Genomic DNA, 13,970 nt, shown 5'->3' on the forward strand with positions numbered 1-13,970 from the left:
TCAGGGGGATTTTTTCGCGCCGGGATAATTCTTAGAATCGGATCACATACCGCTTCGCTCAATAAGGGTATTATCCTCTCCGCTGAAAAACATAACCCATAAATGCTAGCTGTACCAGGAACCACCTCCTTAGCCTGCGTAATCTCCCTTACGCGGGCTTATTTTTTATCTATAGTCCCCCGCCGACACAAGAGCTTTAGCAGTATCGGAGGGTGTCTGACGCTTCGAATGTAAAATTCATGTAAAATGTCTGGTAACGCTTAGTTGAGAATATCAAAAGGATCCTGAGGAATGAGCAACTATATTTCTGAAGCGCTTGGTGATTACAAAGCATATTTGCTAGTATTTTTCGCGCTGTTATTTTTTATGAAATTACCAAGCATCAGTTTCTTTACGGGACTGATTCTAAAATTATTTCGAATTAAGTACTCAGATAAAGAGTACTGCGAATATGATGAAAAAATTTACAACCAGCAGTTATTTAGACTAAAAAATGGCGTGAGAGTAGCGTCAACTGACGATGCAAAATTAATATCCACGGCCCTGAATGAAGGAAAAATTGAACGATCAACATTGCGTTTCACAGGGCTGTTTGGCGCGGTGGGCGTCAAAAGAACGATGCGGCTAGAGGCTGTCAGCACGATGTTTTTTGGTGTTCTGTTCATTATCACCGCATGTGGCATCCTCTATGATGCACCGTACATGAAAGCAGGTTATGTCACATACAATATCAGCGATAGCGAAAAATTATATATTTCTAAATACCGTGTATATGATAAAAGGAACAACCACTCCTGGAATAAAATTGAATGCATGGACATCATCAAAAATTCAGCGTCTGCTCAATACCTTAAAGATGCATGCATTTATATCACAACTGATGATGGCGATCTTCGTGCAGAATTACAAGATGCAATCAACTCTGAAACAACCGGGAAAAAGGTGCTTGCTGGACTCATCACCATACTGTTTGCTACAGGTGGGTTGATAATGGTAGGTTTCAATAATTTCCTTAATTTAAATAAAACCGTATGTGATTTAAAAGGTATTCGATAGCGTATCAACAGTGGGTAAAGGAACACAGGATGCCTCATCCCATTGGATGGGTTCCAGCTTTCATCCTGTTCCTACCCGCTTTTTTCCTCCCTGCGATACACTTTTTGATAACGCTACAAAAGGGAGCAGCGCGGATGGCAACGTATCCAGACAGTTTATTGATTCTGAACGGCAAGAGTGCCAGTAATGACATACTGCGCCAGGCGGTGGTCGATTTGCGGGAAGATGGTGCCCATATTCACGTACGGCTCACGTGGGAAAAAGGCGATGCCGCGCGGTATGTTGCCGAAGGCGTACAGTTGGGCGTCAACACGATTATTTCTGGCGGTGGTGACGGCACCATCAACGAGATAGCGACGGCCCTGATCGGCCTGAACGTGGACACACGCCCGGTGATGGGCATTTTACCGCTCGGTACAGCAAATGATTTTGCCACCAGCGCGGGGATACCGGAGGATCTGAGTAAAGCGCTACAGCTTGCCATTCTCGGGAAAGCAACCGCAGTCGATATTGCACAGGTAAACGATAAAACCTGCTTTATCAATATGGCGACGGGCGGATTTGGTACGCGCATTACCAGTGAAACACCGGAAAAGCTGAAGGCGGCACTGGGCGGCGTTTCCTATCTCATCCACGGTCTGATGCGAATGGATACCCTGAAACCCGATCGCTGCGAAATTCACGGGGATGATTTTTACTGGCAGGGTGATGCGCTGGTGATCGGGATCGGTAACGGTCGTCAGGCGGGCGGTGGGCAACAGCTTTGCCCGGAGGCGCTGATCAATGATGGCTTACTGGCACTGCGCATTTTCACCGGTGACGGGCTGCTGCCAGCACTGTTTACCACCCTCACCCAACCGGAGAAAAGCCCGAACATCATTGATGGGCAATCCGCCTGGTTTGAGGTGAATGCGCCGCACGGAATGACTTTTAACCTTGATGGCGAACCGTTGAGCGGGAAACGGTTCCGAATTGCGGTTGTACCAGGAGCGTTGCAGTGTCGATTGCCACCAGATTGTATGCTGCTGCGCTGAATGAATTGCCGGGTAGCGGTTAGCCTGACCCGGCCTGTATTTTGCGCCTTCTCCCGTGTCGGAGAAGCGTCAGTTTTTTAAGCAATCGTCACTTTGCTGTCCAGATACACGTCCTGAACCGCATTGATCAGCTTCACGCCGTCAGCCATCGATTTTTTAAACGCCTTACGGCCAAGGATCAGCCCCATACCACCCGCGCGTTTGTTGATAACCGCCGTACGCACCGCGTCTGAGAGATCGGTTTCCCCCCCCGCCGCACCGCCGGAGTTAATAAGCCCCGCGCGTCCCATATAGCAGTTCGCCAGTTGGTAACGCACCAGATCGATGGGGTTATCGGTGGTCAGTTTGCTGTAAACACGATCATCGGTGTAACCGAAGTTCACCGCCTTATAGCCGCCGTTATTCTCGGCCATTTTCTGCTTCACAATGTCTGCGCCAATGGTTGCCGCCAGGTGGTTCGCCTGGCCGGTCAGGTCGGCAGATACATGGTAATCCACGCCATCTTTTTTGAACGCATTATTACGCAAATACGCCCAAAGCACGGTAACCATCCCGAGCTCATGCGCGCGCTCAAACGCGGCAGAGATCTCTTCAATCTGGCGGCGCGACTGCTCAGAACCGAAATAGATGGTCGCCCCGACGGCCACCGCGCCCATATTGAACGCCTGCTCTACGCTGGCATACAGAGTCTGGTCGTATTCGGTTGGGTAGCTCAGGGTTTCATTGTGGTTCAGCTTAACGAGGAACGGAATACGGTGAGCGTAACGGCGCGATACCGAAGCCAGCACGCCATAGGTCGACGCCACGCAGTTACAGCCTGCTTCAATTGCCAGCTCAACGATGTTCTTCGGATCGAAATACAGCGGGTTGGCCGCAAACGATGCGCCAGCAGAATGCTCAACGCCCTGGTCAACCGGCAAAATAGAGAGATACCCGGTGCCTCCCAGCCGCCCGGTATTGTAGAGCGTCTGCATATTTCGCAGTACCGCAGGCGGACGATTGTTATCCACCATCACACGGTCAACGTAGTCGTGGCCAGGCAGGTAGAGTTTGTCGGCTGGAATGGTCATACAACGATGCTGTAAAAGGCTGTCGGCATCTTTGCCAAGCAACTGTGCAATATCAGTCATAGCTATGCTCCCGTAGCGTGTTATCCAAACCCACATTTTCGCGGGCAGACTAAGCCTGGTACCGACTTAACCGATTTTCCACCTTCTGCCATTTTTTTCAGCACAATCTGCTGGCTCGATTCTGGCACAACAAAACTGTTACATTGATCAAACAATCACCACAAAGGTATTTAAAAGGTATCATTGAGTGGTATGTTAAAGGCGTACCCTCTCTGACATGCAGGATTAAACAATGAAAACGAAAGTCCAACTGTCATTCATGATGTTTGTTGAATGGTTTATCTGGGGCGCATGGTTTGTACCGCTGTGGCTGTGGTTAAGCAAAAGCGGTTTTAGCGCCGGGGAAATTGGCTGGTCTTACGCCTGTACCGCGATTGCAGCGATCCTCTCGCCAATCCTGGTCGGTTCGCTGACAGACCGCTTCTTCGCCGCCCAGAAAGTGCTGGCAGTGCTGATGTTTGCCGGGGCTATTCTGATGTACTTTGCCGCACAGCAAACTCAGTTCAGCACCTTCTTCCCGCTGCTACTGCTGTATTCCCTGACCTATATGCCTACCATCGCGCTGACTAACAGCATTGCCTTTGCCAACGTGGATGACGTCGAGGCCGATTTCCCGCGTATTCGCGTGATGGGCACGATTGGCTGGATAGCCTCCGGTCTGGCGTGCGGTTTCCTGCCGCAGATGATGGGCTATAGCGACATTTCGGATACCAATATCCCACTGCTGATGACGGCGGCCAGCTCTGCGCTGCTCGGCGTGTTTGCCCTGTTCCTGCCGGATACACCGCCGAAAAGTACCGGTAGACTCGATTTCAAAGTGATGCTGGGGCTGGATGCGCTGATCCTGTTGCGCGACAAAAACTTCCTGGTGTTCTTCTTCTGCTCGTTCCTGTTCGCCATGCCGCTGGCTTTCTACTACATCTTTGCCAACGGGTATCTCACCGAAGTGGGCATGAAAAACGCAACCGGTTGGATGACACTCGGCCAGTTCTCCGAAATCTTCTTTATGCTGGCGCTGCCGTTCTTCACCAAACGCTTTGGTATTAAGAAGGTCTTACTGCTGGGGCTTATCACCGCCGCCATCCGCTATGGTTTCTTTGTTTACGGTGGTGCGGAACAATACTTCACTTACGCCCTGCTGTTCCTCGGCATTCTGCTGCACGGCGTGAGCTACGACTTCTACTACGTCACCGCGTATATCTACGTGGACAAAAAAGCACCGGTGCATATGCGTACCGCTGCGCAGGGCTTGATCACGCTGTGCTGTCAGGGCTTTGGTAGCCTGCTGGGTTACCGCCTGGGCGGCGTGATGATGGAAAAAATGTTCGCATACAAAGAGCCGGTGAATGGGCTGACCTTCAACTGGGCCGGAATGTGGGCATTCGGAGGGATCATGATTGCTGTGATCGCCGTGCTGTTTATGCTGTTTTTCCGCGAATCGGATAAAGAGATCACCGCAATTGAGGTGGTTGATGGCGATACCGCGCTGACACAAGGGGAAGTTAAATGAAACAAGAACGTGTTCTCGGTGCTCTTTACGGGCAGGCGTTAGGGGACGCAATGGGCATGCCGTCGGAGCTGTGGCCAAGAAAGCGCGTCAAAGCGCATTTCGGCTGGATTGACCGCTTCTTACCCGGCCCGGCAGAGAATAACGCGGCCTGCTATTTCAACCGCGCGGAGTTCACCGATGATACGTCGATGGCGCTGTGTCTGGCGGATGCGATTATCGAATGCGACGGGCAGATTAACGCGGATGTCATCGGCAAACATATTTTGCGCTGGGTCGAGTCGTTCGATGCCTTTAACAAAAACGTGTTAGGTCCGACCTCCAAAATTGCCCTCAACGCCATTCGCGATGGCAAACCGGTCAGCGAGCTGGAGAACAACGGCGTCACCAACGGGGCGGCGATGCGCGCCTCCCCGCTCGGCTGCCTGCTCCCGGCCACTCGCCTGGAGCACTTTGTTGAGCAGGTGGCGCAGGCTTCCAGCCCGACGCATAAATCGGATCTCGCTATTGCCGGTGCGGTGGTGATTGCCTGGGCGGTTTCACGCGCCATCGACGGCGAAAGCTGGCAGAACATCGTTACTGCCCTGCCCGGTATTGCCCGCTATGCACAGGAAGTGAAGACCACCACCTTCAGCGCATCACTTGCGGCACGTATTGAGCTGGCACTCAAAACCGTGCGTGAAGCCAACGGTACTGAATCCGCCAGCGAGCAGGTTTATCAGCTTGTGGGGGCAGGAACCAGCACCATTGAGTCCGTTCCGGCGGCGATCGCAATGGTTGAACTGGCAGGCACTGACCCGAACCGCTGCGCAATTTTATGCGCCAATCTGGGCGGCGATACGGACACCATCGGCGCAATGGCAACCGCAATCTGTGGCGCGCTGCACGGCGTACAGGCGATTAATCCGGCACTGAAGGATGAACTCGACGCCGTTAACCAGCTCAACTTTGGTCATTACTGCGAAAAATTGCTGCACTACCGGGAGCAAAGGGAGGGCGTATGAATTCTTTTGCCCAACGCCTTGAAACATTACGCGCCACGCGGCCAGTGACGGTGCTGGGGGCAGCGGTGATTGACGTTATCGCCGATGCTTACGCCCTGCCCTGGCGCGGGTGTGATATCGAGCTAAAACAGCAGGGCGTCAATATCGGCGGCTGCGCGCTCAATATTGCCATAGCCCTAAAACGGCTTGGCGTCACCGCGCAAAATGCGCTGCCCGTCGGCCACGGCGTGTGGGCAGATATTATTCGCAACGCAATGGCGAAGCAGGATCTGCACAGCGCCGTGGAAGCCGAAACAGGCGATAACGGCTGGTGTCTGGCGCTGGTGGAGCCAGACGGTGAGCGCACGTTTATGTCGTTTAGCGGCGTGGAGAACCAGTGGCAGCAATCCTGGCTTGATGCGCTTAACGTGCCGCAAAAAAGCCTGGTCTATTTGTCCGGCTATCAACTGGCATCGCCGTGCGGGGAGTTACTGACGGGCTGGCTGGAAGGGTTGCAGGAGGTGACCGCGTTTATCGATTTCGGCCCACGCATCGCAGATATTCCCGACACGCTGATGGCGCGGATTATGGCCTGTAAACCCATTGTGTCGCTTAATCGCCAGGAGGCGCAAATTGCTGCCGGGCGGCTTGGTGTGGAGGTTGATACGTTAGGTGCAACATGGCAGCAACGTTTCGGCACTGCGCTGATTGTACGTCACGACAAAGACGGCGCAGCCTGGTATGACGCTGACGATTCGGGTTATGTTCCGGCGTTTCCTGCTTCGGTGGTCGACACCATTGGCGCGGGTGACAGCCACGCTGGCGGTACGCTGGCCGGGCTGGCAGCAGGATGGTCACTGGCGGATGCAGTGCTGCTGGGCAATGCGGTTGCCGCCTGGGTGGTCAGCCACCGTGGCGGTGATTGCGCCCCTGCGCGCGGGGAATTACTCCTCGCACACAAAGACGTATAGATCGCTGCGACAGTAGCTAATGCTGTACTCAATAGGCCGGTGCTGCTGGTCAAGCGCAACCTGCTTGATCACCAGCACCGGTATCTTTTCATCCATCTTAATATGGGCCTGAAATTCGCTGTCCGGCATGCGGGCACTGACGCGTGAACGGGTACGCTGCGGGAAGATGTTCTGACTGCGGAAGTAATCGTACAGCGAGATGCCGATGGCGTCCGGATCGGGAATTAGCCCGGCCGGAACCCAGGACTCTTCAATCGAGACGGCATCATCATCAACATAGCGAATGCGCTTGAGCAAAAAGACGTCGCTTTCCGCCGCCACTGACAGCTGGTTTGCCACCTCTTCCGGGCATTTCACCACCCGTTTATTAACCCACAACGTGTTGGGCTTTTTGCCGCGCAGTACCACCTGCTGAGAAAACCCGCGTGCTTCCTTGAGCGAATATTCAAAGATGTTATTAATTTGCGTACCGTAACCCCGGGAGCGCGTCACCACGCCCTCTTCTTCCAGCGCCTGCATTGCTTTGCGCACGGTAATGCGTGACACACCCGTTAACTGACTCAGATCGCGCTCGCCGGGCAGAATATTCCCGTGTTCAAGCACCCCGCTACGTACCGCGTTTTTTACCGTTTCGGCAAACTTCAGGTACAGCGGTGTGTTGTCCGGAGCGGCGATCCGTTCATTCAGTTGAGCAATTAACCGGGTATGCGCTTGTTCCATCTCTGTTTTCTCAGGCGTGGTGTTTCCTGCCAGTATACTGGCTTACCACCATGCATGAAAATGATGAACCGGCCCAATACCGTGACCCACTTCCAGAGTATCGGCTTTTGCCAGCGCGTCCGAGAGCCAGATTTTGGCTTCCTGTACCGTATCAGCCCAGTTGTTATGGCGTGGACGCAACGCCGCCAGCGCGGCGGAGAGCGTACAGCCTGTACCGTGGGTGTTTTTAGTCTGCACGCGGGGTGCGGTAAAACGCAGTTCTCCGTCACGGGTGAAGAGCCAGTCCGGGCTTTCGGCGTCATCCAGATGGCCACCTTTCACCAGCACCGCACCGCAGCCCATTGCCAGCAATGCCCGCCCCTGCTCTTTCATTTCGCGTTCGGTTTGCGCATGCGGCGCGTCTAACAACGCGGCAGCTTCAGGCAGGTTTGGCGTGATCAGCGCCACTTGCGGCAACAGCTTTTTACGCAGCGTGTCGATAGCGGAAACAGAAAGCAGCGGGTCGCCACTTTTTGCCAGCATTACCGTATCAAGCACCACGTTTTGCACCTGATAGCGTTTCAGACGTTCTGCCACCGCTTCGACAATATCTGTCTCCGCCAGCATCCCGATTTTAGTGGTATCAATGCGCACATCGCTGAGCACCGAATCGAGCTGTGCGGCGACAAAATCCGGCTCGATACGGTAGACCGACTGCACACCACGCGTATTTTGTGCCACCAGCGCGGTGATCACCGAACAGCCGTAGGCACCCAGTGCGGAGAACGTTTTCAGATCGGCCTGAATACCTGCACCGCCGCTTGGGTCAGTACCGGCAATGGTAAGGGCGTTAATTCGTTTCATGCCTGCTCCTCCAGGGTGTAGAGCGCATCCAGGAACGCACTGGCAAAGCTGCCCGGGCCACGAGACTGAGCAACGGCAGCCGTTCCGGCGCGCTTCATCCATCCGCAGGCAGCGGCCACGTTATCGAGCCTGTCACCCGGCAGCGAACAACTGGCCGCCACCACCGCCGAAAGCGCGCACCCGGTACCGACCACGCGAGTCATCAGCGGATCGCCCCCGGTCACCGTCCGGGTTCGCTGCCCGTCGGTGATGTAATCAACCTCGCCTGTGACCACGATAATGGCATTGGTCTGGCGTGCCAGCGCCTGTGCCGCAGGCAATGCACTGGATGCAGTATCGGTAGTATCCACGCCGCGCCCCCCCGCACTCATCCCGGCAAGCGCAAGAATTTCCGACGCGTTACCACGAATGGCCGCAGGTTTAAGGGAGAGGATTTGATGGCAAAAACGGGTGCGGAACGTCAACGCCCCGACAGCCACCGGATCGAGCGTCCAGGGTTTGCCTGCTGCCACGGCACTCTCAATCGCCCGGCGCATCGCCTGAGCGCGCGGGGCAGTCAGCGTGCCGACATTAATCAGCAGCGCATCGGCAAGAGCAGCAAACTGTTCAGCCTCTTCGGCTTCAATCACCATCGCCGGGGATGCGCCAAGCGCCAGCAAAACGTTAGCCGTAAACGTCTGCACGACGTCGTTGGTCATGCAATGTGTGAGCGGGGAACGGGTTCGGAACTGATGTAAAATGTGTAAATCGAGCAGGTCAGGCTGCATGGGTTCGCTCCTGCCTTGCGTGAAGAAGCGATGACCGGGAAGGCATCTGACTTCCCTACGCTGGCATTATCCAGATCAGGTAATACGGGTATTTCTCAGCCTTCACAAGGAAGGGCACCCCGAGTCAAGGGTAAGCAAATGCTTAACCGCTTGCAGATTAGGGGATGTGACAGGCTGATGCAAGAAACCATTGCCCCTCACAACATCCGGTAGTGAGTGCAAAAACAGGTTTTTGGCAGGATGCACCAGATTTACGTTTTAACACCAAAAAAAGCACATTTTGCAACACTCTTTGGCACCCTTTTTCGCTCACACAGCATGCAATGTAACGCATTGTTTTCACTTGATGGGAAACGCATTCTCCCCTGCCAAAGACGGGATATTTACCCCCTTATGCACCCCGTAACAAAACAGTAAACAAATTAACCATTGAGCCCCGTGACAAAAGGCTCTATATTGGCGGCGTTTTTTTCAGACCCCCATCTGTTTTTTAACTTTTTATTCAATCGTGGCTCATAACGAAGCGGCGGTTGTAGGAGTGATATGATGACGGATAAAGTCCGTATTGACACCGTAGATGCCCACAAAAGCAACGAAACCTATCTGGCCCGTCAGGCCGAGTTTGAATCTAACGTCAGGAGTTATCCGCGCAAACTGCCTTTAGCCATCACTAAAGCAGAAGGCGTGTGGATCACCGATGCAGATAATAAAGAATACCTTGACTGTTTAGCTGGCGCGGGCACCCTTGCGCTTGGCCATAACCATCCTGATGTGCTGAAAAGCATCCAAAATGTCATTACCAGCGGCTTGCCGTTACATACCCTGGATCTGACTACGCCGTTGAAAGACGCGTTTTCCGAATACCTGCTCTCTCTGCTGCCTGGCCAGGGTAAAGAGTATTGCCTGCAGTTCACCGGTCCATCCGGCGCTGACGCCGTTGAAGCCGCGCTGAAGCTGGCGAAAAAAGTGACTGGTCGTAGCGGTATCATCAGTTTCTCTGGTGGTTACCACGGTATGACCCACGGCGCACTGTCCGTCACCGGTAACCTGTCTCCGAAAGAAGCGGTTGACGGTATGATGCCAGAAGTGCAGTTCATGCCTTACCCACACCAGTACCGTTGCCCGCTGGGTATCGGCGGTGAGGCTGGCGTAAAAGCACTGACCTACTACTTCGAAAACCTGATCAACGACGTTGAAAGCGGCGTGCGTAAACCTGCAGCGGTGATTCTGGAAGCCGTTCAGGGTGAAGGCGGCGTTAACCCGGCTCCGGTTGAGTGGTTGCAGCGCATCCGTAAAGTGACTCAGGAACACGGCATTCTGCTGATCCTCGACGAAGTTCAGGCTGGCTTTGCCCGTACCGGTAAATTCTTCGCTTTCGAACACGCTGGCATCGAGCCAGACATCATCGTGATGTCTAAAGCTGTAGGTGGCGGTCTGCCACTGGCTGTACTCGGTATCAAAAAGCAGTTCGATGCATGGGCTCCAGGTCACCACACCGGCACCTTCCGCGGCAACCAGCTGGCGATGGCAACCGGTCTGACGACGCTGAAAATCCTGAAAGACCAGAACATCGCGGGCAAAGTGGCTGCACAGGGCGAATGGCTGAAAGCGCAGCTGGCTGAACTGCAGAAACGCTACCCGGTAATTGGTCACATTCGTGGTCTGGGCATGATGATCGGTATTGAGATCGTTAAGCCACACGAAGCGGCAGATCATATGGGCTGCTTCCCTGGCGACGGCGAGCTGTCTGCCCTGATTCAGAAGAAGTGCTTCGAATCCGGTCTGATTCTGGAGCGTGGTGGTCGTAACGGCATTGTGCTGCGTCTGCTGCCTTCTCTGTTGATCAGCGATGATCAGCTGAAAATCTTCCTGGATAAATTTGAGCAGGCACTGCTTGCTGCGGGCGTTCGCCCGGCGTAACCGGAGTTGTTGATTACGATGTCTGATTCAAACCCAATTTTGTTCTCCTCTGCGCAGAGCATTGAAGCTTACCAGCAGGCGATTGAACAAAGCTCTCAGGCTGTGATGCAGTGGCTGAAACAGCCTGAGATGTACCAGGGCAAAACGGTCGCGGAACTGCGCGACCGTATTAAGCTGGATTTCAACCCGAAAGGGCTGGGCAACGACGCAGCGATTGAACGCGCTGTGGAGTTCTTCCTGAAAGACAGTTTGTCCGTTCATCACCCGCAGTGTGTGGCGCACCTGCACTGTCCAAGCCTGGTTGTCAGCCAGGCGGCAGAAGTGCTGATCAACGCCACTAACCAGAGTATGGACTCCTGGGATCAAAGCCCGTCCGCAACCATTATCGAAATCAAACTGATCGAGTGGCTGCGTACCCGCGTGGGTTATCAGGCTGGCGACGCAGGTGTCTTCACCAGCGGCGGCACCCAGAGCAACCTGATGGGCCTGATGCTGGCACGTGACGCCTTCTTCGCGCGTCAGGGCCACTCCGTTCAGCAGGACGGTCTGGTAGGCGATCTGCGTAAAATTCGCGTGCTGTGCTCCGAAAACGCGCACTTCTCCGTGCAGAAAAACATGGCGCTGATGGGTCTGGGTTACCAGTCCGTGGTGCAGGTGAAAACTGACGAATTCTCCCGTATGGATCTGACCGATCTGGCGGCGAAAATTGAGCAGTGCAATGCCAACGGCGAACAGATCCTGGCGATTGTGGCGACTGCCGGTACTACCGACGCAGGTGCTATCGATCCGCTGCGTGCGATTGCTGAGCTGGCGGCGAAGCAGAACATCTGGGTACACGTTGATGCGGCCTGGGGCGGCGCGCTGCTGATGTCTGAGCAGTATCGTCACTACCTGGACGGTATCGAGCTGGTGGATTCCATTACCCTGGACTTCCACAAGCAGTTCTTCCAGACCATCAGCTGCGGCGCGTTCCTGCTGAAAGAAGCGCGTCACTATGAGCTGATGCGCTATCAGGCGGCCTACCTGAACTCTGAGTTCGATGAAGAAGCGGGCGTACCTAACCTGGTGTCCAAATCTCTGCAGACGACCCGCCGTTTCGACGCGCTGAAGCTGTGGATGAGCCTGGAAGCGCTGGGTCAGGAACAATATGCGGCGATCATCGACCACGGTGTGACGCTGGCGCAGCAGGTTGCGGCTTATGTGAAAGAGCAGTCTGCTCTGGAACTGGTCATGCAGCCACAGCTGGCAAGCGTACTGTTCCGCTTCCGCCCTGAAGCACAGATGGATGATGCGGGTATTGCCCTGCTGAACCAGAAAATTGGCGATGCGTTGCTGGAATCTGGCCGTGCCAACGTCGGCGTGACCGAGCACAACGGCATCACCTGCCTGAAGCTGACTCTGCTGAACCCAACCGTGACGCTGGAGGATGTTAAAGTCCTGCTGTCTCTGGTTGAGCGTACCGCACAGGAAGTTATGGCGAAGTAATCTGTGTCCCCTCTCTTAACAGAGAGGGGCTATTTACACCCCCGCCCACCACATTCTGATCTTCATTCCCCAGTAGCTTGTCCAGCCGGTTGTTGTGCTAACCACCTGCCCTTTTGACACCACCACCAGCGTTGGCGTTACGCTCACCTGCCACTGCTGCGACAACGCACCGCGTTCATCGTTGATCACCGGAACTGTAAGCTGTTTCTTCTCCACCCAGCGTTCAAGCTTTGCATCATCACCGGATCGCAGAGCGATACTCACTACGTTTCCGCCCTCGTTTGCCAGCTTATCGACCGACGGTGTGGTAAAACGACAAATACTGCACCAGGTCGCCCAGACATAAATCAGCAAAGGCCGTTCCTGGCTGAGCGCCGTGAAATCGTACAGTTTGCCGTCAATGCTCTGCATCGGCGTTGCACTGAAACTGGCAGGTATCGCGGGTTTACGGTATTGATCCACACCCCACATTACGGCCAGCGCCAGCAAAATAAAAACGACCCCTTCCCATACCCAGCGTCGCAGTTGACTAAATATGCGGTTATCCATTATGACCTCGTGATTCAACAGCGGTTATCTTAGCCAGCAACACACCGTTACACTGTAAAGAAGTGTCGCATCAGCCAGCACCGCCTAAAGCAGGGGACAGTAAGCGGTAGAAGCACTACGCCGGGGAAAATAATCTTGTCGTGTTCAGTTTTGTTACATTTTTCTTCAAACAGGCCATAGTCTGATACATAAAATGGGCAAGGTGCCGTATTGTGGGTTAACCAAGGCAAAAAGTAACAGTATAAGTGGAGAAAAAATGGCTAAGTGTAAATGGCTGCTTATGGGCGCGTTAATGTCTCTGGCGGGTGCCGCCTGGTCAGCGCCTGCCGGAATTCAGGCCTATGCCGAACAAGAGTTCATTGCCGATTTCACAAAATTCAGGATTGGCGACACTGCACCTGCGCAGTATCAAACCCCCGAGTACACCATCAAACAGTATCAACTGCGCAACCTGCCAGCGCCAGATGCGGGTACTCACTGGACATATATGGGCGAAAACTATGTCCTGATTGGTGATGCCGACGGCAAAATCCACAAAGCCTACAATGGAGATATCTTCTATCATCGCTGATCCCATTACTGTCCGTCCGTGGCAGGAGAGCGACCGACCTTTCCTGCGTACGCTTTACCTGCATGCCCGGCGTGATGCCTGGCCCTGGTTAAACAGCGCGGAATGGCAACCTGAGGATTTTGACGCAGCCACCCGTGACGAAGAGATTTGGGTGGCCGTTCAGAATGGCCGCTGCCTGGGTTTCGCCTCGGTCTGGACGCACGATAATTTTCTGCATAATTTGTTTGTTGATCCACGCTACCAAAACCTGGGTGTGGGTCGTTTGTTGCTGGAGCAGGCGCAGAAGACATTCACCCGTACCGGCGCGTTAAAGTGCCTCATCCGCAATGAACGGGCGATCGCGTTTTACCAGCGGCACGGCTGGCACGTTGAGGAGACGGGAGATTCTCCGGACGGAGAGTATTATTTGATGCACTATCGGCTGCGTTAAAGCC

General features: G+C 54.2%; 14 protein-coding genes and 1 riboswitch. Of the genes, 9 read left to right on the top strand and 5 right to left on the bottom strand.

The genetic code is table 11. The features are described 5' to 3' along the window. The first annotated feature begins 291 nt into the window (after positions 1-291). Both ACHHZ6_RS02550 and yegS read left to right on the top strand, forming a co-directional pair. Complete coding sequence (locus ACHHZ6_RS02550; RefSeq protein WP_182272006.1) at positions 292-1,056, top strand: hypothetical protein; 765 nt, start codon at positions 292-294, stop codon at positions 1,054-1,056. Positions 1,057-1,190: 134 nt separating this feature from the next. Next, positions 1,191-2,090, top strand: coding sequence for a lipid kinase YegS (yegS, locus tag ACHHZ6_RS02555; protein WP_395121686.1), 900 nt, complete (start codon positions 1,191-1,193; stop codon positions 2,088-2,090). Between the two features lie 77 nt (positions 2,091-2,167). Here the strand turns inward: yegS and fbaB are convergent, their stop codons facing one another. After that, a complete protein-coding gene (gene fbaB, locus ACHHZ6_RS02560) occupies positions 2,168-3,220 on the bottom strand; it encodes a class I fructose-bisphosphate aldolase (RefSeq protein ID WP_182272008.1) in 1,053 nt (350 codons plus the stop codon). A gap of 232 nt (positions 3,221-3,452) precedes the next feature. Between fbaB and ACHHZ6_RS02565 the strand changes: the two genes are divergently transcribed. Genes ACHHZ6_RS02565 through ACHHZ6_RS02575 form a run of 3 tightly spaced genes read left to right on the top strand, consistent with a single transcriptional unit; the run spans position 3,453 to position 6,681 of the window. Beyond that, positions 3,453-4,730 (top strand): nucleoside permease, encoded by a 1,278-nt coding sequence (locus ACHHZ6_RS02565; protein WP_395121687.1) that lies wholly within the window; start codon positions 3,453-3,455, stop codon positions 4,728-4,730. Continuing rightward, complete coding sequence (locus ACHHZ6_RS02570) at positions 4,727-5,731, top strand: ADP-ribosylglycohydrolase family protein (RefSeq protein ID WP_395121688.1); 1,005 nt, start codon at positions 4,727-4,729, stop codon at positions 5,729-5,731. Before ACHHZ6_RS02565 ends, ACHHZ6_RS02570 begins: the two co-directional genes overlap by 4 nt. Then, entirely contained in the window at positions 5,728-6,681 is a 954-nt protein-coding gene (locus ACHHZ6_RS02575) for a PfkB family carbohydrate kinase (protein WP_395121689.1), read from the top strand. Before ACHHZ6_RS02570 ends, ACHHZ6_RS02575 begins: the two co-directional genes overlap by 4 nt. Here the strand turns inward: ACHHZ6_RS02575 and ACHHZ6_RS02580 are convergent. The 3 genes from ACHHZ6_RS02580 to thiM are packed head-to-tail and all read right to left on the bottom strand — an operon-like array spanning position 6,655 to position 9,011. Further along, entirely contained in the window at positions 6,655-7,401 is a 747-nt protein-coding gene (locus ACHHZ6_RS02580; RefSeq protein ID WP_182272012.1) for a GntR family transcriptional regulator, read from the bottom strand. The genes ACHHZ6_RS02575 and ACHHZ6_RS02580 overlap by 27 nt on opposite strands. 42 nt (positions 7,402-7,443) lie before the next feature. Further along, positions 7,444-8,244 (bottom strand): bifunctional hydroxymethylpyrimidine kinase/phosphomethylpyrimidine kinase, encoded by an 801-nt coding sequence (thiD, locus tag ACHHZ6_RS02585; protein WP_182272013.1) that lies wholly within the window; start codon positions 8,242-8,244, stop codon positions 7,444-7,446. Then, on the bottom strand, positions 8,241-9,011 hold the full coding sequence (gene thiM, locus ACHHZ6_RS02590; RefSeq protein ID WP_182272014.1) for a hydroxyethylthiazole kinase: 771 nt from the start codon (positions 9,009-9,011) through the stop codon (positions 8,241-8,243). Before thiM ends, thiD begins: the two co-directional genes overlap by 4 nt. Positions 9,012-9,046: 35 nt before the next feature. Then, positions 9,047-9,143: riboswitch (TPP riboswitch) on the bottom strand. Between the two features lie 411 nt (positions 9,144-9,554). Here thiM and ACHHZ6_RS02595 point away from each other — a divergent pair. Both ACHHZ6_RS02595 and ACHHZ6_RS02600 read left to right on the top strand, forming a co-directional pair. Then, positions 9,555-10,931 (top strand): diaminobutyrate--2-oxoglutarate transaminase, encoded by a 1,377-nt coding sequence (locus ACHHZ6_RS02595; RefSeq protein WP_182272024.1) that lies wholly within the window; start codon positions 9,555-9,557, stop codon positions 10,929-10,931. 18 nt (positions 10,932-10,949) lie between these two features. Further along, positions 10,950-12,416: an aspartate aminotransferase family protein gene (locus ACHHZ6_RS02600; RefSeq protein WP_182272025.1), complete on the top strand. Its 1,467-nt coding sequence runs from the start codon at positions 10,950-10,952 to the stop codon at positions 12,414-12,416. 33 nt (positions 12,417-12,449) lie between these two features. Here the strand turns inward: ACHHZ6_RS02600 and ACHHZ6_RS02605 are convergent, their stop codons facing one another. After that, a complete protein-coding gene (locus ACHHZ6_RS02605; RefSeq protein WP_395121690.1) occupies positions 12,450-12,965 on the bottom strand; it encodes a protein disulfide oxidoreductase in 516 nt (171 codons plus the stop codon). 256 nt (positions 12,966-13,221) lie between these two features. Between ACHHZ6_RS02605 and ACHHZ6_RS02610 the strand changes: the two genes are divergently transcribed. Next, complete coding sequence (locus ACHHZ6_RS02610; protein ID WP_182918669.1) at positions 13,222-13,536, top strand: RcnB family protein; 315 nt, start codon at positions 13,222-13,224, stop codon at positions 13,534-13,536. After that, on the top strand, positions 13,511-13,966 hold the full coding sequence (locus tag ACHHZ6_RS02615; protein WP_230857809.1) for a GNAT family N-acetyltransferase: 456 nt from the start codon (positions 13,511-13,513) through the stop codon (positions 13,964-13,966). Before ACHHZ6_RS02610 ends, ACHHZ6_RS02615 begins: the two co-directional genes overlap by 26 nt. Positions 13,967-13,970: the final 4 nt, after the last annotated feature.

Origin of the sequence: Enterobacter cloacae complex sp. 2024EL-00214 (assembly GCF_043945575.1) — a bacterium.
GTDB classification, from domain to species: Bacteria; Pseudomonadota; Gammaproteobacteria; order Enterobacterales; family Enterobacteriaceae; genus Enterobacter; species Enterobacter cloacae_P.